Source organism: Streptomyces sp. NPDC053493 (assembly GCF_044544825.1).
Taxonomy (GTDB): Bacteria; Actinomycetota; Actinomycetes; order Streptomycetales; family Streptomycetaceae; genus Streptomyces.
On sequence record NZ_JBITXS010000011.1, the window covers coordinates 74,150 to 100,409 of the forward strand.

A 26,260-nucleotide genomic window follows, 5' to 3' on the forward strand; every position below is an offset into this window, starting at 1 on the left:
GCGTGCCGGGTGGGGTGGCACGCGGGGCAGGAGTGCGCGTTCTGGGGGCCGGGTCCGGCAGCGACGTTCGGGGGGTGGATCAGCCGAGGTCGGCGGTGGTGGGGACGACGACGCCCCACAGGTCGTCGATGGTGGCGAGCGCGCCGTGGTGCAGCTGCTCGGCGGAGACCTCCGCGACCGCGGACTTCAGGGTGCGGGTGGCGGTGGCGTCGGCGACGACGGTGGGCCGGTTGCCGCGCAGGAACGCGCCCTCGGCGGTGAACAGGACGCACATGTGGGACATGAACCCGGCGATGACGACGTCCTTGTTCCCGGCGGCGTCGACGAGGTCGCCGAGGTCGGTGTCGCGGAAGGCGTCGGGGACGGTCTTGACGACGGTGGCCTCGCCCTCGACGGGCGCGACGGCGGGGTGGATCTGGCCGATCTCGGCGCGGATGTCGTAGGGGGTGCCTTCGCCGCCGTCGTTGATGACGTGGATGACGGTGGCGCCGGCCTCGCGGGCCTTGGCGAGGAGGGTGGCGGCGGCGTCGAGCGCGGGCTGCCAGCCGTCGAGTTCCATGACGCCGCGGGTGTAGGTGTTCTGGTAGTCCACGAGGATGACGGTGGAGTTGGCGAGGGTGGCCGGGGTCTGGTCGAACTGGCTGAGCTCACGGAGCGTGGTGGACGGCATGGGTGTGCTTCTCCCGTGGGTGGTTCGAAGATCGGAGGTTTAACTCGGCACCGTGTGCGGCGAGTTACGTTCCCCACCGTAGAGGCTGGCTGAATCGAACCCCTGTCGGATAAGTTGCAGAAACCGACACGACACCTAACGGAATGGGGGATTCCGGACATGCTGGGGTCCAGACTCGTAGCGATCATGATCTTCGACGGCGTCGACCTCCTCGACGTCACCGGCCCACCAGAAGTCTTCGCCCTCCTGGGCCGTGACCTGAAGAAAGACCCCGGCTACCGAGTCCAACTCGCCGCGGAAACCCTCGACCCCGTCACCACCGGAGCAGGCGTCCGCCTCATACCGGACGTCGCATTCTCCGACATCGCCGAACGACGGATCGACACCCTCATCGTGCCCGGATCCGTCACCATCGACCGCGAACACCGCATACACCCAGTGATCGACCCCGCCGTGGTCGCCTGGGTCCGAAAGCTCGCCTACCGATCACGCCGCGTCGCCTCCGTCTGCGTCGGCGCGCACCTCCTCGCCGAGGCCGGACTCCTCGAAGGCAAGCGGGTCACCACCCACTGGTCGACCGCTCGGCAGCTCGCCACCCGCTACCCCGGCGTCGACGTCGACCCCGACCCGATCTTCATCCGGCAGGGCAACGTATGGACCGGCGCCGGCATCACCGCCTGCCTCGACCTCGCCCTGGCCCTCGTCGCCGAAGACTTCGGCGAACACGCCGCCATGGGCGTCGCCCGCCAGCTCGTCATGTACCTCAAGCGCCCCAGCGGACAGTCCCAGTTCTCCGTGCCGATCGAACCCGCCTACACCAGCCGCCGCATGGACGACCTCCGGCACTACGTCACCACGAACCTGCACCAGAAGATCACCATGACGGACCTCGCCGCCCACGCCCACATCGGCGAGCGCCAGCTCACCCGCATCTTCAAGGAAGAGACCGGCATGACCCCGGCCGCCTACGTCGAGACCGCGCGGATCGAGCTCGCCCGCAACCGCCTGGAAGCCACCGAGGAGACGCTCCCCCGGATCGCCACGGCGTGCGGGTTCGGCAGCACCGACACCCTCATGCGCGTCTTCCGCAAGCGTCTCGGGCTCACCCCCAGCGAGTACCGCCGCCGCTTCCGCCACGCCGGCTGAACGCGCGGTGCTCAGGCCGGGCGGGTGGCGATGAGGGCTTCGGTGCGGACGGTCTCGCCGACCACCGGCCGTCGGGCCAATGGTCGGCGAGCACCTGGCGCGGGTCCCGCTCGAAGTCGCCGCGGCGGTCACCCAGGACGATCCTGATCGGCCCGATCAGCCCAGGAAGCTGAGGCGCACCTGACGGTGCGGGTTGTCCTTGTTGGTGTCCACCAGGCAGACGGACTGCCAGGTGCCCAGTTCGAGCCGACCGCCGAGGACCGGGAGGGTCGCGTGCGGAGGGACCAGGGCGGGCAGGACGTGGTCGCGGCCGTGGCCCGGGGAGCCGTGGCGGTGCTGCCAGCGGTCGTCCGCCGGGAGCAGGTGGTGGAGGGCGGTGAGGAGGTCGCGGTCGCTGCCCGCGCCGGTCTCCAGGACGGCGAGGCCGGCGGTGGCGTGGGGCACGAAGAGGTTGAGCAGACCGTCGCGGCCCTCGGCGGTGCCGGCGAGGAAGTCCTCGCAGTGACGGGTGAGGTCGGTGACGGTCTCCGTGGAGCCGGTGGTCAGTTCGAGGATCGTGGTGCTGAAGGCCATGGGACCATCCTGCCGTCCACGCGGCGGGATTGCGCGTCCACGCTCCGAGACACCGTTGACCGGCCGCGGAAGCGCTCGCTACGGTTCGCGCCATGTTGCGTACAGCCCTGCTCACCACGCGCGGTCACATCGACCTGCTGCGGGTGGCCTCCGCCGCGTGTTCTCGCGGCCGCTGACGCCCTTCTCCTCTTCCTTCACGGCGTGCTGACGCCCTGACGCGCCCTGACGCGTATCCCTGTCACTCCCTCACCGGAGCTTTCTTCCCATGGCCCTTGGGCACGCACCGGCGCACTCTCCGCCGGACATTTCGCTTATTCCTGATCTGGTGTCGCTCGTCCCGGAGCGGCGCTCCCGGCGCCGTCCCGCCGTGCCGCGCTGGCTGCGGCGGGCCGTCGGGCCCGTGCTGCTGCTCGTCGCCTGGCAGGTGCTGAGCGCGACCGGGATCCTGTCCGGCGAGGTGCTCGCCTCGCCCGGCACGGTCGCCCGGGCCGCCGCCGAGCTCGTACGCGACGGGACGCTGCCGCACGCGATGCTGGTGTCGCTGCAGCGGGTCGCCGTGGGACTGCTGATCGGCGGAGCCGTCGGCGTCTCCCTCGCGCTGGTGTCGGGGCTGTCCCGGCTCGGCGAGGACCTGGTGGACGCGACCGTGCAGATGCTGCGGACGGTGCCCTGGGTCGGGCTGATCCCGCTGTTCATCATCTGGCTGGGCATCGGCGAGGCGCCGAAGGTGGCGCTGATCGCGCTCGGCGTGGCCTTCCACCTCTACCTCAACGTGTACGCCGGGATCCGCGGCGTCGACGCCCAGCTCGTCGAGGCCGGCGATTCGCTGGGCCTCGGCCGGTGGGGTCTCGTCCGGCACGTGGTGCTGCCCGGGGCGCTGCCGGGCGCGATGACCGGGCTGCGCTACTCCCTCGCGACGGCCTGGCTCGCGCTGGTCTTCGGCGAGTCCGTCAACGCGGACGCCGGCATCGGCTTCCTGATGAACCAGGCCCGTGAGTTCTTCCGCACCGACGTCATCGTCGTCTGCCTCGTCGTCTACGCCGTCCTCGGCCTGCTCGCCGACGCCGTCGTCCGCACTCTCGAAAGGCTGCTGCTGCAATGGCGACCGACCTTCACCGGGCAGTGACCGGCACCGCGACGGCCCCCGCGGCCGATCCCGCGCCCGGCACCGCGCCCCGCACCGCGACGGCCCCGGCGGCCGATCCCGCGGCCCGCACCGCGACCGCGCGTCCCGCCGCGAGCCCGGACCCGGCCCGTACTCCGGCCGGCACCGTGACCGTCCGTGGGCTGACCCGGTCCTTCGACGGGCGCGCCGTGGTCGACGGGCTCGATCTGACCCTTGAGGCCGGGCAGTTCACCGCCCTGCTCGGCCACAGCGGCTGCGGCAAGTCGACCCTGCTGCGGGTGCTCGCCGGCCTCGACCGGGAGATCAGCGGCACGGTCCTGGTGCCGAGGCGGCGGGCCGTCGCCTTCCAGGCGCCGCGCCTCATGCCCTGGAAGCGGGTGTGGCGCAACGTGCTGCTCGGCCTGCCCGGCCGGCCCGGCCGCGAGGTCGCCGAGCGAGCCCTGGCGGAGGTGGGGCTCGGGCACCGGGCGGGCGCCTGGCCGAAGACGCTCTCCGGCGGCGAGGCCCAACGCGCCTCGCTGGCACGGGCGTTGGTACGCGAGCCGGATCTGCTGCTGCTCGACGAGCCGTTCGGCGCGCTGGACGCCCTGACCCGGATCAAGGCCCAGCGGCTGGTCGGCGAGTTGTGGCGGCGGCGCGGCTGCACGGTGCTGCTCGTCACCCACGACGTCGACGAGGCGCTGCTCCTCGCGGACCGGGCGCTGGTGATGCGCGACGGCGTCATCGCGTACGACACGCCCGTCGTCCTCGACCGGCCCCGCTCCCCCGCCGATCCCGACCTCGCCGCCCTGCGCACCCGGCTGCTCACCGAGCTGGGCGTCCACGAGGACACCGCGCTCCCGCCCCAGCTCGCAACCGAGCTCGCACCCGAATCCGCACCCGCTCCCGAATCCGTACCCGTCCCGTCCGTCCCCCGCGCCGTCTGACCGGCCGAACTCAGCCAGGAGAACCACGTCACCGTGAGACTTCGCCTCCTCCGCCCCGCCGTCGCCCTGCTGCTCCCGCTCGCCGTCCTCGCCTCCGCCTGCTCCACCTCCTCCGCCGCCGACGACCGCTCCGACGGGCCCGCCGGGACGTCCGCGCTCGTGCTGCGCGTGGGCGACCAGAAGGGCGGTTACGAGTCGCTGCTGCGGGCCGCCGGCGAGCTCGACCACCTGCCGTACCGGGTCACCTGGTCGACCTTCACCTCCGGTCCGCCGCTGCTCGAAGCGGTCAACGCCGGCGCCGTCGACATCGGCGGCGTCGGCAACACACCGCCGGTCTTCGCCGCCGGCGCCGGCTCGAAGATCACGGTCGTCGGGGCGACCCACGGCGACCCGGCGGGCGAGGCGATCCTCGTCCCGAAGGACTCGGTCCTGCGCACGCCGGCCGATCTCAAGGGCCGTTCGATCGCCGTCGCGCAGGGCAGCTCCGCGCACTACCAGCTGATCGCCTCCCTGCGGAAGGCCGGTCTGCGGCTCTCCGACGTCAAGGTGAACCTGCTGCAGCCGGCCGACGCGCTCGCCGCGTTCACCAGCGGCAAGGTCGACGCGTGGGCGGTCTGGGACCCGTACACCTCACAGGTCCTCCAGAGCGGGAAGGGCCGGATCCTCACCGACGGACGCGGCGTCGTCAACGGGCTCGGCTTCCAGGTCGCCGCGCCGGCCGCGCTCGCCGACTCGAAGAAGGCGGCGGCGGTCGGCGACTTCCTCGACCGGCTGCGGCGCGCCCAGGACTGGGTGTTCCGGCACCCGGAGGCCTGGGCGAAGGTCTGGTCGAAGGAGACCGGGCTGCCCTACGAGGTGGCGCTCGCCGCGGTGAAGCGCAGCAACGGCACCCGTATCGCCGTCGCGCTCGATCCCGCGGCCGTCGCCTCCGAGCAGGCCATCGCCGACACCTTCGCCGAACTGCGCCTGATCCCGCGCACGTTCCGCTTCGCCGACTTCGTCGACACCCGCTTCAACAAGAACCTGCCGCCGTCCACCACCCCGGCGCGCTCCTACGGAAAGGGCACCTCCTGATGACCGTCCACCTCCACTGGTTCCTGCCGACCGGCGGCGACGGCCGCACCCTCGTCGACCGGCACGTGTACGGCGACGGCGGCATCGGCCGGTCCCGTACGGCGACCGGGGTGCGCCCGCCGGACATCGAGTACCTGGCCCAGATCGCCAAGGCGGCCGAGCAGCTGGGCTTCGAGGCCGTGCTGACGCCGACCGGCACGTGGTGCGAGGACGCCTGGCTGACGACGGCGGCGCTCGCGCAGCACACCGAACGCCTGAAGTTCCTGGTGGCGTTCCGGCCGGGCGTGCTGTCGCCCGTGCTCGCGGCGCAGATGGCGGCCACCTACCAGCGACTCACCCGTGGGCGGCTGCTGCTCAACGTGGTGACCGGCGGCGACTCGGCCGAGCAGCGGCGCTTCGGCGACTGGCTCGACCACGACCGGCGCTACGCCCGGACCGCCGAGTTCCTGAAGGTGGTGCGTGGCGTGTGGGGCGGGCAGCCGTACGACTTCGAGGGCGAGCACTACCAGGTGGAGGGCGGGCTCACGGCGCTGCCGCCGGACCCGCTGCCGGAGATCTTCTTCGGCGGGTCCTCCGCGGCGGCCGGTCCGGTGGCCGCCGAGCATGCGGACGTCTATCTGACCTGGGGCGAGCCGCCGTGGCAGGTCAAGGAGAAGATCGACTGGATCCGCCGGCTCGCGGAGGAGCGGGGCCGCACCGTCCGCTTCGGTATCCGTCTGCACACCATCTCGCGGGACTCGGCGCGCGAGGCGTGGGCGACGGCGGACCGGCTGCTCGCCGATCTCGATCCGGAGACGGTGGCGGCGGCCCAGACGGCGCTGGGCCGGAGCGAGTCGGTGGGCCAGCAGCGGATGCTGGCCCTGCACGCCGGCGGCACGCTGGACCGCGACCGGCTGGAGATCGCGCCGAACCTGTGGGCGGGAGTCGGTCTGGTACGGGGCGGGGCCGGCACCGCGCTGGTCGGCAGCCACACGGACGTGGCCGACCGGATCGAGGAGTATCACGACCTGGGTGTGGAGCACTTCGTGCTCTCCGGCTATCCGCACCTGGAGGAGGCGTACTGGTTCGGTGAGGGCGTGACGCCCGAGCTGGCGGCGCGCGGCCTGCTCGCCACCATCCCGCCGTCGCCGCTGCTCGGGGTCCCGGCGGCGAACGGCCGCCCGGCCTCGGCGCCGGGCGGGGCGCCGCTGCTGGTCGGGGGCGGCGGCATCGGGCCGCGCCCGTGACGTAGCGCCGCCCACCCGCCGGGCCCGCGCGCCGGCACGTGGCACCTCGCGGACGAGCCGTGGGCGGGCCGGGAAGATCCCGGACCCGCCCACGGTTGGTGGAATCGTGAACGATTTCGAGGTACACGAAGCACGTGAGGTGGCCGTCCGCGACCTGGACGTCGTGGTCATCGGCGCCGGGCAGGCGGGCCTGTCCGCGGCCTACCACCTGCGCCGCACCGGGTTCGAGCCCGACCGTGACTTCGTCGTCCTCGACCACGCCCCGCGCCCGGGCGGCGCGTGGCAGTTCCGCTGGCCCTCGCTCACGTACGGCAAGGTCCACGGCATGCACGCGCTGCCCGGCAAGGAGCTGACCGGCGCCGACCCGGCCCGGCCCTCCTCCGAGGTGATCGGCGGCTACTTCGCCGACTACGAGGAGACCTTCGACCTGCGCGTGCACCGGCCCGTGGACGTCACCGCGGTCCGCGAGGGCCCCGAGGGCAGGGACGGGCGGCTGCTCGTCGAGACCTCGGAGGGCGTCTACGCCACCCGCGCCGTGATCAACGCGACCGGCACCTGGGACCGCCCGTTCTGGCCGCGCTACCCGGGGCAGGAGACCTTCCGGGGCCGGCAGCTGCACACCGCCCGGTACCCCGGGCCCGAGGCCTTCGCCGGCAAGCGGGTGGTCGTGGTCGGCGGCGGCGCCTCCGGCACCCAGCACCTCATGGAGATCGCCGACGTCGCCGCCGGGACCACCTGGGTCACCCGCACCGAGCCCGTCTTCCGCGAGGGCCCGTTCGGCGAGGTCGAGGGCCGGGCCGCCGTCGCCCTGGTGGAGGAGCGGGTACGGCAGGGGCTGCCGCCGCGGAGCGTGGTGTCGGTCACCGGCCTTCCGCTCAACGACGCCGTCCGCGAGGCCCGCAAGCGCGGCATCCTCGACCGGCTGCCGATGTTCGACCGGATCACGCCGACCGGCGTGGCCTGGAACGACGGGCGGAGCGTCGAGGCGGACGTCATCCTGTGGGCGACCGGCTTCCGGGCCGCGATCGACCATCTGGCGCCGCTGCGGCTGCGCGAGCCGGGCGGCGGTGTCCGGCTGGAGGGGACCCGGGCCGTACGGGACCCGCGCGTCCATCTCGTCGGTTACGGCCCCTCGGCCTCGACCATCGGCGCCAACCGGGCCGGCCGGGCGGCGGTCGCCGAGATCCGCGCCCTGCTCGCGAGCCCGTCCGGCGATCCGCTCAGGAACTCCGCGAGCTCCCCGCGGCCCGCCGCTGTTCGTTGAACTCGGCCACGTTCGCCTGGTGTTCGGCGTAGTCGGTGGCGAAGCGGGTGTCGCCGGGCCGGACGGTGACGAAGTAGAGCCAGTCGCCCTTCGCCGGGTTCACGGCCGCCGACATCGCCTCGTCGCCCGGGTTGCCGATGGGTGACGGAGGCAGTCCCCGGCGCTCGTAGGTGTTGTAGGGACTGTCGATGCGGGTGTCCTGGTGGGTGGTGTCCACGGTGTCGCGGCCCAGGGCGTAGTTGATGGTCGAGTCCATCTGGAGCGGCATCCCCTGGGCGAGCCGGTTGTAGACGACCCTCGCCACCTTGCCCATGTCCTCCGCCCGGTCGGCCTCCGCCTGGACGATGCTGGCGACGATGACCAGCTGGTGGACGCTGAGACCGTGGCGTTTGGCGCCGTCCGCGACGCGCGCCGTGCCGAAGCGTTTTGCCGCCGTGTCGACCATGTAGCGGAGCAGTCCCTGCGCGGTGGTGGCCTTCTCGACGGGATAGGTGGCGGGGAAGAGATAACCCTCCGGGTTGCCGTCGGCCTCGGCCGGGAGGGCGAGTTTGGTGGCCGGGGCGTGGGCGGCCTTCCCGGTGGTGCCGGCGGGCAGTCCGAGGGAACGGTCCACGGCCGCGTACACCTCGCCGCCGCGCCAGCCCTCGGGGATGAGGAGCGTGCGCTGCTTCTCCACCACGGGAGGCGTGTCCGTCCCGCCGCCGAGCGGCAGCAGCGACACCGTGACCGCGGCGGCGAGAACGAGGACGCCGCCGACAATCACGACGAGCCGGCCGCGCCGGGTGAGCCGGGCGGGGCGCCGACGGTGTTCGGGCTGCCAGGTCCGATGCGTCATGGCCGCACGCTAACCCGGCGCGCTCCCGAAACCGCGGATCCGGACATCCCGGACACGCGGCGGCGCCGCCGGCCCCCGGGGACGGGAGACCGGCGGCGCCGGGCACTGCTGCCTGCGGGAGGGTCAGACGAGCCAGCCCAGGAAGTGGACGACGCCGGCGAGCAGGTGGGTGAGGACGTTCATGGTGGTGCGTTCTCCTTGTGCAGAGTGTGCTGTGGGACTGCGCGGTCGCGGTCTGCAGCCCGTCGCTCGCGCACCGTAATCATCTGCCGTCACAAGGGAGTTGGGCAACGAAAACGGGCACGATCACACGTTCTGGGGAACAACCGCTCCCGCGTTCGTGTGTTCGTCCCGCCGCACCAGGGCCGCATAGCGTCCGCCCAGGGCGAGCAGTTCCTCGTGGGTGCCGCGCTCGGCGATCCGGCCCGCCTCCAGGACGACGATCTGGTCGGCGTCGCGGACGGTGGAGAGCCGGTGGGCGATGGTGAGGGTGGTGCGGCCGGCGGAGAGCGCGTCGATGGCCTGTTGCACCGCGTGTTCGGTACGGGTGTCGAGCGCGCTGGTCGCCTCGTCGAGGATCAGCACGGGCGGGTCGCGCAGGATGGTGCGGGCGATCGCGAGGCGCTGCTTCTCGCCGCCCGAGAAGCGGTAGCCGCGCTCGCCGACGAGGGTGTCGTAGCCGTCGGGCAGCGAGGCGATGTGGTCGTGGATCTGGGCGGCGCGCGCGGCGGCCTCGATCTCCTCGTCGGTGGCGTCGGGCTTGGCGAAGCGCAGGTTGTCGGCGACGGAGGCGTGGAAGAGGTAGGTCTCCTGGGAGACCACGCCGACGGCCCGGGCGAGGCTGTCGAAGTCGAGGTCGCGCACGTCGACGCCGTCGAGCGTGACCCGGCCCTCGGTGACGTCGTAGAGCCGGGGCACCAGATAGCTGAGGGTGGACTTGCCCGAGCCGGTGGGCCCGACGACGGCCAGGCTGCCGCCGGCCGGGACGGTGAGGTCGACGCCGTCGAGGGTGGGGCGGCCCTCGCCCTCGGGGTCGTAGCGGAAGCCGACCTTCTCGAAGACGACCTCGCCGGAGACCTTCGCCAGGCGAACGGGCTCGGCGGGCTCGGTGATGTCGACGGGCAGGTCGAGGTACTCGAAGATGCGCTGGAAGAGGGCCATGGAGGTCTGGATCTGCACGCCGGTCGACAGCAGGCTGACGGCGGGCCGGAAGAGGCCCTGCTGGAGCGAGACGAAGGCGACGAGCGTGCCGAGCGAGATGGCGGGACCGCCGGCCTGAAGGGCGATGCCGGCCGCCCAGTAGAGCAGGGCGGGCATGGCGGCCATGACGATGCCGATGGTGGACATCCGCCACCGTCCGGCCATGGAGGAGCGCACTTCGAGGTCGACCAGGCGCTCGGACTCCTCGGCGAAGGACCGGGTGAGGGAGTCGGCACGGCCCATGGTGCGGCCGAGCAGGATGCCGCTCACGGAGAGCGACTCGGTGACGGTCGCCGCCATGGCGGCCATCTGCTTCTGGCGCCGGGTGGTGATCCGCTTGCGCTCGCGGCCGACGCGGCGGCTGATCCAGACGAAGACCGGCAGCAGGAGCAGCGAGACGAGGGTGAGCCGCCAGTCGAGGGCGAGCATGGCGACCACGGTGGCGACGACGGCCGTGAGGTTGGAGACCAGGGAGGTGGCGGTCGAGGTGACCGTGGCCTGCATGCCGCCGATGTCGTTCGCGATGCGCGACTGGACCTCGCCGGTGCGGGTGCGCGTGAAGAAGGCGAGCGGCATCCGCTGGAGCTGCGCGTAGACGGCGGTGCGCAGGTCGTGCATGACGCGCTGGCCGACGGTGGTGGAGATCAGGGTCTGCAGCACGCCGAAGACGCCGGAGGTGACGGCGGTGGCGATCATGCCGAGGACGAGCAGGGTGAGCAGCCCGGTGTCACCCTTCGGGATCGCGGTGTCCAGGACCTCGCGGAGGAGGAACGGCGAGGCCACCGAGACCAGCGACGAGGCGCCGACGAGCAGGCCGACGAGGGCGAGGCGGCCACGGTAGGGGCGGAACAGCCGCAGGATGCGCCGCAGCTGGGCGGGCTCCTCGGGGCGGCCGGGATCACGGGCGGATGGCGTCCAGGTGGACTCGTCGTGCGGGTGCATGGGCTCCTACGCGGGTTCGGGAGAGGCTCCGTCGGAGCATAGCTCATTGTTACCTATACTCACAATGAACAAGGTCCTGATATTGTTCCCGCATGAGCATCCCCGCCCCGGGCCCCGCGGGCACCCCTGATCCCGACGGTCTCCTCGCCGAGCAGCTGCTCCGCCTCACCCGCCGGCTGCACCGCATCCAGAAGCGGCACCTGGAGCCGGTCGGCATCACACCGGCACAGTCCCGGCTGCTGCGGACGGTCGCCCACTATCCGGATCCGCCGCGGATGGCCGACCTCGCGGCCCGGCTCGAGGTCGTGCCCCGCGCCGTGACCAGCCTCGTGGACGGTCTGGAGGCCTCCGGGCGGGTGCGCAGGGCGCCGGATCCCACCAACCGCCGGGTGGTGCGGATCGAGCTCACCGACGCCGGCCGCGACACGCTGAGGGAGCTGCGCAGCGCGCGCCGCGCCGCCGCAGAGGACATCCTGGCCCCACTGACCGTCGACCAGCGCGAGGTGCTCGGAGGTCTGCTGTCCGCTCTGGTCGACCGCGGTCCGGAGCGCGTCTGCTGAGACCGGGGCAGCGGGAGCGGCGGCACTCTCGCGCCGGAGGGGAGCCCTGGCATGCCCGTACTGGAGCCGAACCCGCGGGCCCTGCGCGCCGGTACGCCACGGCGGGCCGCGCCCGACCGGGTGCCCGACCTGCTGGCCCGGGGCACGCCGAAGCACCTGCGGGACGAGCTGATCGCCCTGCTCGGCCCGGACAAGGTGCTGTGGCGGATCTCCGACCTGGTGCGGTACGCCTCCGACGCGAGCCCCTACCGCTTCGTACCGCAGGTGGTGGTGACGGCCGAGGACGTCGACGACGTGTCCACCGTCCTGTCGTACGCCCGCGGCAAGGGCCGCGAGGTCGTGTTCCGCGCCGCGGGGACCAGCCTCAACGGGCAGGCGCAGGGCGAGGACATCCTGGTCGACGTCCGCCGCCACTGGGTCGGCGTCGAGGTCCTGGACGACGGCGCCCGCGCCCGGATCCGGCCCGGCACCACGGTCGTCCGGGCCAACGCGGCGCTCGCCCCGTACGGCCGGGTGCTCGGGCCCGACCCGGCCAGCGCCGTCGCCTGCACCATCGGCGGCGTGGTCGCCAACAACGCCTCCGGGATGACCGCGGGCACCACCCGCAACGCCTACCGCACGGTCGCCTCCCTCACCTTCGTGCTGCCGGGCGGGACCGTCGTCGACACCGCCGACCCGGCCGCCGACGACGAACTGGCCCGCGCGGAACCTCGGCTGTGCGCCGGGCTGATGGCCCTGAAGGCGGACATCGAGGCCGACCCGGAGCTGACGGCCCGGATCCGCGCCAAGTACCGGATCAAGAACACCAACGGCTACCGGCTGGACGCCTTCCTCGACGGCGCCACGCCGGTGGAGATCCTGCGCGGCCTGATGGTGGGCTCCGAGGGCACCTTCGGCTTCATCTCCGAGGTCGTGTTCGACACGCTCCCGCTGGACCGCGAGGTCGCCACGGCCCTGCTCTTCTTCCCCTCGCTGCCGGCCGCCGCGGCCGCCGTGCCGCACTTCACCGAGGCCGGCGCCCTGGCCGTCGAGCTGATGGACGGCAACACCCTGCGCGCCTCGGTCCGGGTGCCCGGCGTGCCCGCCGACTGGGCGGAGCTGCCCCGGGAGACGGCAGCGCTGCTCGTGGAGTTCCGCGCGCCGGACGAGGCCGCCCTGCGCGCGTACGAGGAGGCGGCGGCCCGGGTCCTGGAGCGGCTCGACACGGTCGCCCCGGTCGCCTCCGTCCGCAACGCCTTCACCCGCGACCCGGGCACGATCGCCGGCTACTGGAAGGCCCGAAGGGCCTTCGTGACGGCGGTCGGCGGCTCGCGGCCCTCCGGTACGACGCTGATCACCGAGGACTTCGCGGTGCCGCCGGCGCGGCTCGCCGAGGCCTGCGCGGAACTGCTCGACCTCCAGGCCCGGCACGGCTTCGACGCGGCGGTGGCCGGTCACGCCGCGCACGGCAACCTCCACTTCCTGCTCGCCTTCGACGCCGCCGACCCGAACGACGTGGAGCGCTACGCGGCGTTCATGGACGAGTTCTGCAAGCTGACGGTGGAACGCTTCGACGGCTCGCTGAAGGCCGAGCACGCCACCGGCCGCAACATCGCGCCCTTCCTGGAGCTGGAGTGGGGCCCGAAGGCGACCGAGCTGATGTGGCGGACCAAGGAGCTCATCGATCCCGACGGCGTGCTCGCGCCCCGGATCGTCCTCGACCGCGACCCGCAGGCCCATCTGCGCTGCCTGAAGACCATTCCGACCGTGGAGCCGATCGCCGACCCGTGCATCGAGTGCGGCTTCTGCGAACCCACCTGCCCCAGCGGCGACCTGACGACCACACCGCGCCAGCGGATCGTGCTGCGCCGGGAGATGATGCGCCAGGCCGACGGCTCGCGGGTCGAGACCGGCCTCCTCGCGGCCTACGGCTACGACGCCGTCGACACCTGCGCCGGGGACTCCACCTGCGCCCTCGCCTGCCCGGTCGGCATCGACACCGGCGCCCTGATGAAGGAGTTCCGCCACCGGCGGCACACTCCGCACGAGGAGCGGATCGCCGCGCTCGCCGCCCGCCACTTCCGCGCCGTGGAGGCCTCCGCGCGGCTCGCGGTCGGCGCCGGGGCGCGGCTCGGCGACCGCTTCCTGGAGCGGGCGACCGCCCTCGCGCGCCGGGCCGTGCGCCCCGACCGCGTCCCCGAATGGCTGCCCCAGATCCCCGGCGCCCAGGCCCGCCGGCTGCCGCGCACCCACCGGCCGGCCGCCGTCGCCGTCTACTACCCGTCCTGCGTCAACCGCATCTTCGGCAATCCGGACGGCTTCGAGGGGCCCTCGCTGCCGGAGGCGGTGGTGGCGCTCTCGGCCAGGGCCGGGCGGCCGGTGTGGATCCCGGACGACGTGGCGGGCACCTGCTGCGCGACGATCTGGCACTCCAAGGGCTACGCGCACGGCAACGAGCTGATGGCCAACAGGATCGTGGCGGCGGCCTGGGGCTGGACCGCCGGAGGCCGGCTGCCGCTGGTCGTCGACGCGTCCTCCTGCACGCTGGGCCTGGCGCACGAGGTGGTGCCGTACCTCACCGACGACAACCGGGAGCTGCACGCCGAGCTGACCGTGGTCGACTCGCTGGTGTGGGCGGCCGACGAGCTGCTGCCCCGGCTCGAGGTGCACCGGCGGGTGGACACGGCGGTGGTCCATCCGACCTGCTCCATGCGGCACCTGGGCGTCGAGGACCGGCTGACCGCGCTGGCCGGGGCCTGCGCGGCGGAGGTCGCGGTGCCGGTGGACGCGGGCTGCTGCGCCTTCGCGGGCGACCGGGGCATGCTGCATCCGGAACTGACGGCCTCGGCGACGGCGCGCGAGGCGGCGGAGGTCACCGCCCGGCCGTACGACGCGCATCTGTCGGCCAACCGGATGTGCGAGGTCGGCATGGACCGCGCCACCGGCCGCACCTACTACTCGGCGCTGCTCGCACTGGAGCGCGCGACCCGCCCCTGAGGACGGGAATCGGAACGAGGTCGCGGGGCCAGGGAAGGGCGGCGTGTCCGTCTGTCTCGCGCGGCCCGGGGACTCACGGAAGCCGGATTCCGGACCAGTCGTCGACTTCGCATTGTCCGTCGGCGTTGTTGCCCGCGGCCACGACCGTGCCGTCGGCACGCAGGCCGAGGGTGTGCGTGGAACCGCCCGCCACGGCGACGATGTCGCGCCAATCCCCGACGTCGCACTGCCCGTGGCTGTTGTCTCCCGCCGCGAGGACCCGTCCGGACGCGGTGACCCCGACGGTGTGACAGCTGCCCGCGCTGAGCGCCACCACGTCTTCCCACTCATCGACCTCGCACGCCCCGGTCGCCCGGTCTCCGGTCGCCACCGCCCGCCCGTCGGCTGTGAGGCCGACGGTATGGAGATACCCGGCCGATACGGCGGTCAGGTCACGCCATCCTTCGACGGCGCACTGCCGTCGTCGGTTGTTCCCCGTGGCCAGCGCGGAACCGTCCGACCGGACGCCGACCGAGTGCCAGTCACCACACGAGAGGACGACCATCTCGCGCCAGGACTCCACGTCACACTGTCCCTCTGCACCGCGGCCGGCCGCCAGCACCCGGCCACCGGCGAGCAGCCCGAGCGTGTGGCGCCAGCCCGCGGCCACGGCCGTGACGCCTCGCCATCCGGTGACCTCACCTTGCCCGTAGCCGTTCCACCCCGTTGCCAGCACCGTGCCGTCCGACCGGAGTCCCACCGTGTGACACCTGCCGGTGTTCGTCGCGGTGTGGACGTTGCCGACGGCCACCGCGGCGACGTCCTCCCATCCCTCGACGCGACATTCTCCGGCTGCGGTATTGCCCGTGGCGAGAACGGTTCCGTCCCCGCGCAGCCCGACGGAATGACGCCTTCCGGCGGCCAGCACCGATGAGCCGACGAACATTCCGCCTCCTTGCGCTCGGCGCGATGTCACGACAGGGGATGCCACCTTACGTCGGCCTGGCATCGGGGCGGGTCCCTCAGCCGTCGCCGGCGGAACCGGAACACAAGAGTCCAACCACCGTTGCCCACAAGTCCAAACGGCGCCCTTGCGCATCAGGAGCATCAGCGGCCAAGGTCCTGTCCGGGATTCATGAACCCACCCTGCACACCACGCAACCGGAGGTTCCATGAACGACAGCACTCCCCCGCGCCCCAGCCGCCGCTCCGTGCTCAGGACGACCGGTGCGGCGGGCGCCGGGCTCGGACTCGGCGCCTTCGGTACGGGCTCCGCCGAGGCCGCCACCGGGCCCGGAGCCGCCGGGTCCGAAGCCGCCGGATTCCAGGCCGCCGCAGCGGAGTCGGCCGTTCCCGCGACGCCGCCCCGCCGCGGCGCCACCATGGCCGGGGTGCCCTTCGCACCGCGCTCCACCGTCCGCGTCGCCCTGGTCGGCCTCGGCAACCGCGGCGGCAGCATGATCGACCTCTATCTGGCCCTGCCCGGCGTCCGGGTGGTCGCCGTCTGCGACCCGGTGAAGGCCAAGGCCGAGAGCGCCGCCGCCAAGGTCGTCGCCGCCGGGCAGCCCGCGCCCGCCGTCTACGCGAGCGGCGAGGAGGACTATCTGAAGCTGTACGAGCGCGGGGACGTCGACTTCGTCCATGTGGCCACGCCCTGGGACCTGCACTTCGAGATGGCGAAGCAGGCGATGCTGCACGGCAAGCACGTCGGCGTCGAGTGCCCGGTCGCGCTGCGCCTGGACCACCTCTGGGAGCTCGTCGACCTCTCCGAGCAGACCCGGCGGCACTGCATGCAGCTGGAGAACTGCTGTTACGGACGCAACGAGATGCGCGTCCTGCGGATGGCGCACGCCGGCAAGTTCGGGCAGCTCCTGCACGGCGCGGGGGCGTACGACCACGACCTGCGCGCGCTGATGTTCTCGCCGACCTACTACGAGGGTCCCTGGCGCCGCCTCTGGCACACCCGGCTGCGCGGCGACCTCTACCCGAACCACGGCTTCGGCCCGGTCGCCAACTACATGGACGTGAACCGCGGCGACCGGGTCGTCAGCATCAGCAGCTTCGGTACGCCCGCGCTCGGCCTCGCCGAGTACCGTGCCGCCCACATGCCGAAGGGCGACCCGAGCTGGAAGGAGTCGTACATCGAGAGCGACCGGACGATCAGTCTGGTGCAGACGGCGAAGGGCCGGGTGATCCGGCTGGAGCACGACGTGTCGACGCCGCATCCCTACAGCCGGATCAACAGCCTCGGCGGCACCCGCGGCGTCTTCGAGGACTATCCGGCCCGGATCTATCTGGAGCCGGACCACCAGGACGACCGGTGGGGCGACTTCGGCGCGTACGCCGAGGAGTTCGACCACTGGCTGTGGAAGGAGCACGCCAACCCGCCCGGCGGCCACGGCGGCATGGACTACCTCATGGTCTACCGGCTCACCCAGTGCCTGCGGCTCGGCCTGGTGCCCGACTTCGACGTGTACGACGCGGCGACGTGGACCTCTCCGGTGCCGCTGAGCCACGCCTCGATCAAGGCCGGCGGCGCTCCGCAGCCGATTCCGGACTTCACGCGCGGTGAGTGGCGCAAGGCCCGCTCCGGCGTGGACTCGGCCAAGCCGGAGTGAGCCCGGAGTGAGCCCGGAGTGAGCCGCCGGTGTGCCCGCGGGCGGGTGAGGGTCACGGTCTTCGTGACCGTGACCCTCACCGTGGACCGTCGCCGTCACCGGATCCGGTTCAGCAGCGCCGCAGGTCCTCGACCAGCGTGCCCTGGACGGTCTTCAACACGTGGTCGTAGCAGCCGTCGGAGCCGTAACGGCGGTAGCGCTCGGTGCTGGTGCCCACCGCGTGCCGCTGGTCGCGCGGGACGCCGAGGGTGAAGGCGGCGTCGCCGGTGTACGTGTCGTCGAGCCGGGACCAGGACAGCCGCTTGCCGTCGCGGACGACCGAGGCCGAGGCCCGGTCGCCGACGGTGAGGACGGTCCGCAGCCGGTTGCCCGCGTCGATGCTGATCTCGCCGTCCATGGTGTACGAGCGGTGGGTGCGGGTGGCGGTGCGGCCGACGGTCACCGTCTCGTCGTCGGTCCACCAGGCGCTGAGCGCGTCCGGGTTCTCCTCGGCGCCCCAGCGGTGGGTGGAGCGGTGGTCGACGGTGCGGGTGACGGTGGTGGAGACCCGGCCGTGCGAGGTGTTCAGGTGGCCGGCGACGGTGAGCGTGTGTCCGCCGGAGGTCTCCAGGCGGTCCGGCGATCCTGCCGTGTACACGGCGGAGTTGCGGAGCTCGCCCACCTCGTGCCGGTCGAGGCCGCCGGTGACCACGGCGCGGCCCTCGTCCTGCCAGAGCAGCACGTTGGTGGGCACGCTCCAGCCGCTCTGCCCGGCCGGGACTCCGGCCACGGAGACCTCGACCCGGTGCGCGCGGCCGTCGTTGAGGAGCGCCGCGAAGGGCGTCAGGTCGTAGACGACGGGCTGGACGTCGAAGGCGCGCGGGGCGGGAGTGACGTACCAGAGGAAGGGATTGGACCAGCCGCCGGTCCACACGTGCGGGAAGGGCGCGGCGATGCCCGCGAGCTTCCCGTCGACGGAGATCTGGACCTCGCGGTAGGGCCCGTCGGCGGCCTTGCACGAGTAGGGCGCGGCGTCGGGCACGGTCAGGTACCAGAACTCCTCGCAGCCGCCGCCCGATCCGGTGGCGTACATCTCGGCCAGGATCCGCTCGGTGTTGCGCGGGGTGGTGAGCGATCCGCCGGTGAGCGGCAGCACGCGGTCGGGAGTGCCGGCGGCGGGCTTCACCTTGCCGTGGGCGGTGTGGAAGGTGAGGGTGACGCGGACGTCGATGACGCCGGTGTAGGTGCCGTCGACAACGTTGCCGATGAGCATCTCGACCGGCTGCGGGCGGCTGAACGTGTCGCGGTAGCGCGTGACGTCCTTCTCGACGGACCAGGTGATGCCGTCCGGCGAGGGCTCGGGCGTGGAGGTGCGCAGGACCTCGACGCCGCCGACGGTGAGGTAGCCGAGCCGGTCGTACTGACGGCCCTTCACCTTTCCTTCGAGGCGCAGGACCACCTTGTTCCAGTCGCCGGGGCCGCACTCCTCGGGCGGGGCGTAGCCGCCCTTGTACGGGGTGAAGTCGCGGAACTGCGTCTCGGCGAGGGTCACTTCGCAGGTGCGGGTGCCGGGGACGGATATCGGCGGCGCGGCGGTGACCGGGTCGTGCCAGTCGGTGCCGAACTCGGCCGGCGGGGTGACGGGGGCCTCGTCCGCGTGGGCCGCCGGCGCGGACAGGAGCAGACCGGCGGCGAGGGTGAGGCCGCCGAGCACGCTCATGATCTTCCGTTGTCTCATGGGCCGTGAGTGAAGCGCGGGAGCCCGGGCGCGGTCCAGAGGGCGTGGGTCCGCCTTGGCGCGATCTGTCGGGAGTTGCCGGAAAATCGTTTGCCGACGGGTGCCGGGCGGAGCGAACCTTGACCGGTTCGAGACATCGAGGGACCGATGCTCCGTGCCCGTGGGCGCGGCGGTCGAAGGCGCTTGGGGCACCATGCAGATTCGCGATCTACCGTACGCCGACCCCGGAGTCCCGGACGTCCGCTCGGGCGCCGCGTTCCTGCGCTGGCTCGGCCGCCGGCAGCTCGGCGGCCAGGTGCGCTGTCTGCTGTGGGGACTGCTGCTCCAACTGGGCATCGCCGGGCTGCCGGTGGGCATCGGCATCGCCGTGCAGGCGGTGGTGGACCGCGACGGCGGCCGGCTCGTCCTGGGCGGCGCGGTGTGCGCGGTGCTCGGTCTGGCCGTCGCGACCGGCTCCATGATGGTCCACCGGGTGAGCGTGACCAACTGGATCACCGCCGCCGCCCGGGTCCAGCAGCTGCTGTCCCGTAAGACCGCCGAACTGGGCTCCGTCCTCACCCGGCGGGTCGCGGCGGGCGAGGTCGTCGCCGTCTCCACGAGCGATGTGGAGAAGATCGGCTGGTTCGTGGAGGCCCTCTCGCGCTTCGCGGCCGCCGCCGTGAGCCTGGTCGTCGTCTGTGCCGGACTCGTGCTCTACCAGCCGGAGCTCGGCCTGGTGGTCGCCGTTGGCGTGCCCGTCGTCGCGCTCGCCTCGCTGCCGCTGCTGCCCCGCGCCACCCGCCGGGCCGACGAGCAGCGCGCGAAGGCGGGCCGGGCCACCGAACTGGCCTCCGACACCGTCGCCGGGCTGCGGGTGCTGCGCGGCATCGGCGGCGAGGAGCTGTTCCTCGGCCGCTATCGGGCCGCGTCCCAGGAGGTGCGCGGGGCGGCCGTGCGCAGCGCCCGGATGTGGGCGCTGATCGACGCGATCCAGGCGCTGCTGCCGGGCCTTCTGATGCTGGTCGTCGTGGTGTACGGGGCGCGGCTCGCGCTCGACGGGCGGATCGCGGTCGGCGAACTGGTCACCGTGTACGGCGCGGTGGCGCTCACCCATCACGCGCTGCGCACGTTCGCCGAGATCGCCATGGCCTACTCCTTCTCGCGGCCGTCCGCGCGGCGCGCCGCCCGGGTCCTGGCCCTGACCCGTACGACGACGGCGCCCGCTTCCGGCGCTCCCGAGGAGCTGCCGGGCGGCGACCTGTACGACCCGGTGACCGGCGTCCTCGCGCCGGCCGGCCGGCTCACGGCCGTGGTGTGCGGCGACCCGGACGCGGCCGGCCGGCTCGCGGACCGGCTCGGCGGCCATCCGGCGGAGCCGGACGAGGACCACTCCTCGGTGCTGCTGGGCGGCGTCGCTCTCGACGGGACGCCGCTGGACACGGCGCGCAGGGCCGTCCTCGTCCAGGACAAGGACCCGGTGCTGCTGTCGGGCACGCTCGGAGAGCTGCTCGACGTGCCGTCGTCCGGCCGGGTCACGGCAGCCGAGGCCCTGGAGGCGGCGCAGTGCGGAGACGTCCTGGACGCGCTCGCGCAGGCCTCGGTGGACACCGGCGGCGACCCGATGCGGACCACGGTCACCGAGCGGGGCCGGTCGCTGTCCGGCGGCCAGCGCCAGCGGCTGGCCCTCGCCCGCTCGCTGGTGACCGACCCGGAGGTGCTCGTCCTGGACGAGCCGACCTCCGCGGTCGACTCGCACACCGAGGCCCGGGTGGCGGCCGGGATCAGACGGCTGCGGACCGGCCGGACCACCGTCGTCCTCGCCTCCTCGCCGCTGCTGCTCGACCTCGCCGACCGGGTGGTCCTGGTCCACGAGGGCACGGCCGTCGCGGTCGGCACCCATCGCGAGCTGCTCGCCGGCGAGCCCCGCTACCGGGCCGTGGTGACGCGCGAGACCGACGAGGAGCAGGCGGTCGAGGCCGGCCTGAAGGAGATGGAGGGCCTGGAGGACCGGCTGCGAGGCGGGCTCGACGACGAGTTGAAGGACGAGCTGAACGGCGAGCTGAAGGACCAGCTGGAAGGAGAGTCGGCATGATCGGCCTGGCGCCGCCCGCGTACGACCCGGCGGCACCGACGTCGGCGACGACGCTGCCCGTCGGCACCGCCACGACGGTGCGGTCCTACGTCCGGGGCCTGATGCGCCGCCACCGGCGCGCGTTCACGGTGCTGATCGTGGTCAACGCCGTCGCCGTGACGGCCTCCATGGCGGGCCCCTATCTGCTGGGCTCGGTCGTCGAGGACCTGACCGACGGCGCCCGTGAGCTCCGTCTGGAGCGCACGGCCGCGCTGTTCGCGGTGGCGCTGCTCCTGCAGACCGTGTTCGTCCGCCTGGTGCGGCTGCGCGGCGCGATGCTCGGCGAGGAGATGCTGGCCGATCTGCGCGAGGACTTCCTGGTCCGCGCGGTGGCGCTGCCGCCGGGTGTCCTGGAGCGGGCCGGCACCGGCGACCTGCTGTCCCGGATCACCACCGACATCGACCGACTGGCCAACGCGATGCGCGAGGCCGTGCCGCAGCTCGCCATCGGCGTGGTGTGGGCGGGGCTGCTGATCGGCGGCCTCACGGTGACGGCGCCGCCACTGGCGCTCGCGCTGCTGATCGCCGCGCCGCTGCTCGTGGTCGGCTGCCGCTGGTACTTCCGGCGGGCGCCGTCCGCGTACCGCTCGGAGGCGGCCGGTTACGCGGCGGTGGCCGCGGCCCTCGCGGAGACGGTGGACGCGGGCCGCACGGTCGAGGCGCACCGTCTCGGCGCCCGCCGGATCGCCCTGTCGGACCGGCGCGTGCGGGAATGGACGCGGTGGGAGCGCTACACACTCTTCCTGCGCTCGGTGCTGTTCCCGGTGATCGACCTGACCCATGTCGTCGTCCTGGTCGCCGTGCTGATGATCGGCGGCGCCTTCGTCCTCCAGGGCTGGATGGACGTGGGCGGGCTGACCACCGGCGCGCTCCTCGCCCAGATGCTGGTCGACCCGATCGGGATCATCCTCCGCTGGTACGACGAGCTCCAGGTCGCGCAGGTGTCCCTGGCCCGGCTGGTGGGCATCCGCGAGATCGAGCCGGAGGCGGGCGACGCGGAGGTGCGGCCGGAGGGGCGGGCGGTGCGGGCCGACGAGGTGCGCTTCGGCTACCGCGAGGGCCTGGACGTGCTGCACCGGGTGTCGCTGGACGTCGCCCCGGGCACCCGGCTCGCCCTGGTCGGTCCCTCGGGCGCCGGCAAGTCGACGCTCGGCCGGCTGCTGGCCGGGATCTACGCGCCGCGGGCCGGTTCGGTCACGCTCGGCGCGGCGGAGCTGGCCCGGATGCCGGCCGAGCGGGTCCGCGAGCACGTGGCCCTGGTCAATCAGGAGCACCACGTCTTCGTCGGCTCGCTCCGCGACAACCTGCTGCTGGCCCGGGCGGACGCCGAGGACGGCGAGCTGTGGTCGGCGCTGGCGGCGGTCGACGCCGACCGCTGGGCGCGGGCCCTGGACGACGGCCTGGACACCGAGGTCGGCTCCGGCGGCCTGGCGCTCACGCCGGCGCAGGCCCAGCAGGTGGCCCTCGCCCGGCTCGTGCTCGCCGACCCGCACACGCTGGTCCTGGACGAGGCGACCTCGCTGCTCGACCCGCGCGCCGCCCGGCATCTGGAACGCTCGCTGTCCCGCGTCCTCGACGGCCGCACGGTCGTCGCGATCGCCCACCGGCTGCACACCGCCCACGACGCCGACCTGATCGCCGTCGTCGAGGGCGGCCGGATCAGCGAGCTGGGCAGCCACGACGACCTGGTGGCGGCGGACGGCGCCTACGCGGCCCTGTGGCGCTCCTGGCACGGCTAGCCGCACGGCTCCGGGCAGAGCCGTACGGCTGAAGGCGCGGCGTACGGCTGAGGGCGGGCCTACGGCTTCGGGTGGTGCGGCTCCTACGTCGACGAGACGACGAGACGACTAGAGGAAGCCGAGCGCCGTGGCTCCGCCGACGCCGCCGAGCAGCATGAAGACCGGCATGAGCACCTTCAGCTCGACCCAGCTGCCGGCGCGGAAGCGCAGGCCCTTCGGCGGGCCGACCGGGTACCAGCGCTTGCGGCCCACCGGGATCGGCCACAGGATCGGGCAGCCGGAGACGGTCAGGGCGTCGCCGACGTCGTGGACGAGCGCGCCGAGGACGACGGGCAGGCCGAGCCAGAGATACTCCTGGCCGGGCCCGGTGAAGAGCCAGTCCGAGCCGTTGCCCGGCTGGTCGAGCACACCGGCCAGGATCCAGGCGCTGGTGGCGCCGAGCAGCCAGACCAGGACGTCGCTGGACATCCGCGCGGCCCGCCACAGCAGGCCCTCGACGGCGAGCACGAGGTGGACGAAGAGGATCGTGAGCACCGCCCAGCGGCCGCCGGTGACGGCGGCGACCGAGCAGCCGGCGCCGATCAGGACCGCCCACAGCCAGGTGTGGGTGAGGGTGCGGTGGCCGCCGGACCGCCGCGGGTCGGCGGCGGAGCGGGTCGCCTTGTAGACGGCGTACGACACCTTGTCGACGACCTCGCACAGGCCCCGGGAGATCGGACCGAAGGCCCGCGAGATGGTGGCCGACTTGTGGTCGAGGTCGGGCGCGAGGGCCGCGCCCGCGCAGATGAGCGCGCCGACGACGAGAACCGGCCACGGCATCGGGTGGTCGAAGGCCGCCGCTGCCGCCCCCACTCCCAGCCAGGCCGCCGCTCCGGACAGCGAGTGCGCCGGTCCCATCATGGTCGTTCCCCGCCCCGTTCCTCATGCGCCGGCGCCCAGTTGACGGCCGGTCGGTGGACCGGCCGCGCGGCCGGTCGACGGGCCAGCCTATCGTTCGTGATCTTCGTTCCGATGGCCGGTTCCCTCATCCGCGCGGAATCCAGGCAAGATGGGGACGTGACCCTTATCGATCAGCTGCCGCCGACCGCCGACCCCGATGCCCTCTTCGAGGCCTTCTCCTCATGGGCCGAGGAGCGGGGCATCACGCTCTACCCGGCCCAGGAGGAGGCGCTGATCGAGGTGGTCTCCGGGGCCAACGTGATCCTTTCGACCCCGACCGGCTCGGGAAAGTCGCTGGTCGCGGCGGGTGCGCACTTCACGGCGCTGGCCAATGACCAGGTCACCTTCTACACGGCGCCGATCAAGGCGCTGGTGTCGGAGAAGTTCTTCGACCTGTGCAAGATCTTCGGCACGGAGAACGTCGGCATGCTGACCGGCGACGCCTCCGTGAACGCGGACGCGCCGGTGATCTGCTGCACGGCCGAGGTCCTCGCCTCCATCGCGCTGCGCGACGGCAAGGACGCCGACATCGGCCAGGTCGTCATGGACGAGTTCCACTTCTACGCGGAACAGGACCGCGGCTGGGCCTGGCAGATCCCGCTCCTGGAACTGCCGCAGGCGCAGTTCGTCCTCATGTCGGCCACGCTCGGCGACGTGTCGATGTTCGAGAAGGACCTGACCCGGCGCACCGGCCGGCCCACCGCGGTGGTCCGCTCGGCGACCCGGCCGGTGCCGCTGTCGTACGAGTACCGGCTGACGCCCATCACGGACACGCTGACCGAGCTCCTGGAGACCAAGCAGGCGCCGGTCTACATCGTCCACTTCACCCAGGCGCAGGCGGTCGAGCGGGCGCAGTCGCTGATGAGCATCAACATGTGCTCCCGCGAGGAGAAGGACGCCATCGCCGAGATGATCGGCAACTTCCGCTTCACCACGAAGTTCGGCAAGAACCTCTCCCGTTACGTCCGGCACGGCATCGGCGTGCACCACGCCGGCATGCTGCCGAAGTACCGGCGCCTGGTGGAGAAGCTGGCGCAGGCGGGTCTGCTCAAGGTCATCTGCGGCACGGACACCCTCGGCGTCGGCGTGAACGTGCCGATCCGCACGGTGCTCTTCACGGCCCTGACGAAGTACGACGGCAACCGGGTGCGCACGCTGCGGGCGCGGGAGTTCCACCAGATCGCGGGCCGGGCCGGCCGGGCCGGTTTCGACACCGCCGGTTTCGTGGTGGCGCAGGCGCCCGAGCACGTCATCGAGAACGAGAAGGCGCTCGCCAAGGCCGGCGACGACCCGAAGAAGCGCCGCAAGGTGGTCCGCAAGAAGGCCCCGGAGGGCTTCGTCGGCTGGACGGAGAACACCTTCGAGAAGCTGATCGCCTCCGAGCCGGAGCCGCTGACCTCCCGCTTCCGGGTCACCCACACCATGCTGCTGTCGGTGATCGCCCGCCCCGGCAACGCCTTCGAGGCCATGCGCAAGCTCCTGGAGGACAACCACGAGCCGCGCAAGAACCAGCTCCGCCACATCCGTCGGGCCATCGCGATCTACCGCTCGCTGCTCGACGGCGGCGTCGTGGAGCAGCTGGACACCCCGGACGCCGAGGGCCGCCACATCCGCCTGACCGTCGACCTCCAGCAGGACTTCGCGCTCAACCAGCCGCTGTCGACCTTCGCGCTCGCCGCCTTCGACCTGCTCGACCAGCAGTCGCCGTCGTACGCCCTCGACATGGTCTCGGTGGTCGAGTCGACGCTCGACGACCCGCGCCAGATCCTGGCCGCCCAGCAGAACAAGGCGCGCGGCGAGGCGGTCGGCGCGATGAAGGCCGACGGCGTCGAGTACGAGGAGCGGATGGAGCGGCTCCAGGAGATCACGTACCCGAAGCCGCTCGAGGAGCTGCTCTGGCACGCGTACAACGTCTACCGGAAGTCGCACCCGTGGGTCGGCGACCATCCGGTGTCGCCGAAGTCGGTCATCCGCGACATGTACGAACGGGCGCTGTCCTTCACCGAGTTCACCTCCTTCTACGAGCTGGCGCGCACCGAGGGCATCGTGCTGCGCTATCTGGCGGGCGCGTACAAGGCGCTCGACCACACCATCCCGGACGACCTGAAGACCGAGGACCTGGAGGACCTGATCGCCTGGCTGGGCGAGATGGTCCGCCAGGTCGACTCCTCGCTGCTGGACGAGTGGGAGCAGCTGGCCAACCCGGAGGTCGAGACCGCGGAGGAGGCGCAGGAGCGCGCCGACCAGGTCCGGCCGGTCACCGCGAACGCCCGGGCCTTCCGGGTGCTGGTGCGCAACGCGATGTTCCGCCGGGTGGAGCTGGCGGCCCTGGACAAGGTCGACGAGCTCGGCGAGATGGACGCGGAGTCCGGCTGGGACGCGGACGCGTGGGGCGAGGCGATGGACGCGTACTGGGACGAGTACGACGACCTCGGTACGGGCCCGGACGCGCGCGGCCCGAAGCTGCTCGCCATCGAGGAGGACCCGGCGCACGGGCTCTGGCGCGTCCGCCAGACCTTCGCCGACCCGAACGGCGACCATGACTGGGGCATCAGCGCGGAGGTGGACCTCGCGGCCTCCGACGAGGAGGGCCGCGCGGTGGTGCGCGTGACGTCGGTCGGACAGCTGTAGACGACCCGG

20 protein-coding genes are annotated in these 26,260 nt (G+C 72.8%); 13 read left to right on the plus strand and 7 right to left on the minus strand.

Translation table 11 applies throughout. The features are described 5' to 3' along the window. Positions 1-79: 79 nt before the first annotated feature. Positions 80-670 carry an isochorismatase family protein gene (locus ACIGO8_RS27360; protein WP_399735994.1) on the minus strand — a complete coding sequence of 197 codons (591 nt, stop codon included), beginning with the start codon at positions 668-670 and terminating at the stop codon, positions 80-82. 159 nt (positions 671-829) lie between these two features. On the opposite strand from ACIGO8_RS27360, the gene ACIGO8_RS27365 reads away from it, so the two are divergent. Further along, complete coding sequence (locus ACIGO8_RS27365) at positions 830-1,816, plus strand: GlxA family transcriptional regulator (RefSeq protein WP_399735997.1); 987 nt, start codon at positions 830-832, stop codon at positions 1,814-1,816. Positions 1,817-1,972: 156 nt separating this feature from the next. On the opposite strand, the gene ACIGO8_RS27370 is transcribed toward ACIGO8_RS27365, so the two are convergent. Continuing rightward, a complete protein-coding gene (locus tag ACIGO8_RS27370; RefSeq protein ID WP_399735999.1) occupies positions 1,973-2,389 on the minus strand; it encodes a YjbQ family protein in 417 nt (138 codons plus the stop codon). A 92-nt stretch (positions 2,390-2,481) separates the two neighbouring features. Between ACIGO8_RS27370 and ACIGO8_RS27375 the strand changes: the two genes are divergently transcribed. The 6 genes from ACIGO8_RS27375 (at position 2,482) to ACIGO8_RS27400 (ending at position 8,005) form a co-directional block, all read left to right on the plus strand. Next, positions 2,482-2,565, plus strand: coding sequence for a putative leader peptide (locus ACIGO8_RS27375; RefSeq protein ID WP_399736417.1), 84 nt, complete (start codon positions 2,482-2,484; stop codon positions 2,563-2,565). An 89-nt stretch (positions 2,566-2,654) separates the two neighbouring features. Further along, positions 2,655-3,515 (plus strand): ABC transporter permease, encoded by an 861-nt coding sequence (locus ACIGO8_RS27380; RefSeq protein ID WP_399736002.1) that lies wholly within the window; start codon positions 2,655-2,657, stop codon positions 3,513-3,515. Continuing rightward, entirely contained in the window at positions 3,488-4,441 is a 954-nt protein-coding gene (locus ACIGO8_RS27385) for an ABC transporter ATP-binding protein (RefSeq protein ID WP_399736005.1), read from the plus strand. The genes ACIGO8_RS27380 and ACIGO8_RS27385 overlap by 28 nt, the downstream gene beginning before the upstream one ends. A 33-nt stretch (positions 4,442-4,474) precedes the next feature. Then, positions 4,475-5,515, plus strand: a complete 1,041-nt coding sequence (locus ACIGO8_RS27390; RefSeq protein WP_399736007.1) for an ABC transporter substrate-binding protein — start codon at positions 4,475-4,477, stop codon at positions 5,513-5,515. Beyond that, on the plus strand, positions 5,515-6,741 hold the full coding sequence (locus ACIGO8_RS27395) for an LLM class flavin-dependent oxidoreductase (RefSeq protein ID WP_399736010.1): 1,227 nt from the start codon (positions 5,515-5,517) through the stop codon (positions 6,739-6,741). The genes ACIGO8_RS27390 and ACIGO8_RS27395 overlap by 1 nt, the downstream gene beginning before the upstream one ends. A gap of 106 nt (positions 6,742-6,847) precedes the next feature. Continuing rightward, a complete protein-coding gene (locus ACIGO8_RS27400) occupies positions 6,848-8,005 on the plus strand; it encodes an NAD(P)-binding domain-containing protein (protein WP_399736013.1) in 1,158 nt (385 codons plus the stop codon). On the opposite strand, the gene mltG is transcribed toward ACIGO8_RS27400, so the two are convergent. Continuing rightward, positions 7,962-8,840, minus strand: a complete 879-nt coding sequence (gene mltG, locus ACIGO8_RS27405; RefSeq protein ID WP_399736015.1) for an endolytic transglycosylase MltG — start codon at positions 8,838-8,840, stop codon at positions 7,962-7,964. The genes ACIGO8_RS27400 and mltG overlap by 44 nt on opposite strands. Before the next feature lie 306 nt (positions 8,841-9,146). Next, positions 9,147-10,982, minus strand: coding sequence for an ABC transporter ATP-binding protein (locus tag ACIGO8_RS27410; RefSeq protein WP_399736019.1), 1,836 nt, complete (start codon positions 10,980-10,982; stop codon positions 9,147-9,149). Positions 10,983-11,074: 92 nt separating this feature from the next. Between ACIGO8_RS27410 and ACIGO8_RS27415 the strand changes: the two genes are divergently transcribed. After that, a complete protein-coding gene (locus ACIGO8_RS27415) occupies positions 11,075-11,542 on the plus strand; it encodes a MarR family winged helix-turn-helix transcriptional regulator (RefSeq protein WP_399736023.1) in 468 nt (155 codons plus the stop codon). Positions 11,543-11,593: 51 nt separating this feature from the next. Beyond that, entirely contained in the window at positions 11,594-14,518 is a 2,925-nt protein-coding gene (locus ACIGO8_RS27420) for an FAD-binding and (Fe-S)-binding domain-containing protein (RefSeq protein WP_399736025.1), read from the plus strand. Between the two features lie 73 nt (positions 14,519-14,591). On the opposite strand, the gene ACIGO8_RS27425 is transcribed toward ACIGO8_RS27420, so the two are convergent. Beyond that, on the minus strand, positions 14,592-15,443 hold the full coding sequence (locus tag ACIGO8_RS27425; protein ID WP_399736028.1) for an RCC1 domain-containing protein: 852 nt from the start codon (positions 15,441-15,443) through the stop codon (positions 14,592-14,594). A 226-nt stretch (positions 15,444-15,669) separates the two neighbouring features. Between ACIGO8_RS27425 and ACIGO8_RS27430 the strand changes: the two genes are divergently transcribed. Then, positions 15,670-17,115, plus strand: coding sequence for a Gfo/Idh/MocA family protein (locus ACIGO8_RS27430; protein WP_399736031.1), 1,446 nt, complete (start codon positions 15,670-15,672; stop codon positions 17,113-17,115). 109 nt (positions 17,116-17,224) lie between these two features. On the opposite strand, the gene ACIGO8_RS27435 is transcribed toward ACIGO8_RS27430, so the two are convergent. Then, positions 17,225-18,832, minus strand: a complete 1,608-nt coding sequence (locus ACIGO8_RS27435; protein ID WP_399736034.1) for a peptide-N4-asparagine amidase — start codon at positions 18,830-18,832, stop codon at positions 17,225-17,227. A gap of 193 nt (positions 18,833-19,025) precedes the next feature. Here ACIGO8_RS27435 and ACIGO8_RS27440 point away from each other — a divergent pair, with 193 nt between their 5' ends. Next, on the plus strand, positions 19,026-20,903 hold the full coding sequence (locus ACIGO8_RS27440) for an ABC transporter transmembrane domain-containing protein (RefSeq protein ID WP_399736036.1): 1,878 nt from the start codon (positions 19,026-19,028) through the stop codon (positions 20,901-20,903). Then, entirely contained in the window at positions 20,900-22,681 is a 1,782-nt protein-coding gene (locus ACIGO8_RS27445; protein WP_399736039.1) for an ABC transporter ATP-binding protein, read from the plus strand. Before ACIGO8_RS27440 ends, ACIGO8_RS27445 begins: the two co-directional genes overlap by 4 nt. Before the next feature lie 108 nt (positions 22,682-22,789). Here ACIGO8_RS27445 and ACIGO8_RS27450 read toward each other — a convergent pair whose 3' ends face one another. Next, positions 22,790-23,581, minus strand: coding sequence for a metal-dependent hydrolase (locus ACIGO8_RS27450; protein WP_399736042.1), 792 nt, complete (start codon positions 23,579-23,581; stop codon positions 22,790-22,792). Positions 23,582-23,677: 96 nt separating this feature from the next. Between ACIGO8_RS27450 and ACIGO8_RS27455 the strand changes: the two genes are divergently transcribed. After that, positions 23,678-26,251 (plus strand): DEAD/DEAH box helicase, encoded by a 2,574-nt coding sequence (locus tag ACIGO8_RS27455; protein ID WP_399736045.1) that lies wholly within the window; start codon positions 23,678-23,680, stop codon positions 26,249-26,251. Positions 26,252-26,260 lie beyond the last annotated feature (9 nt).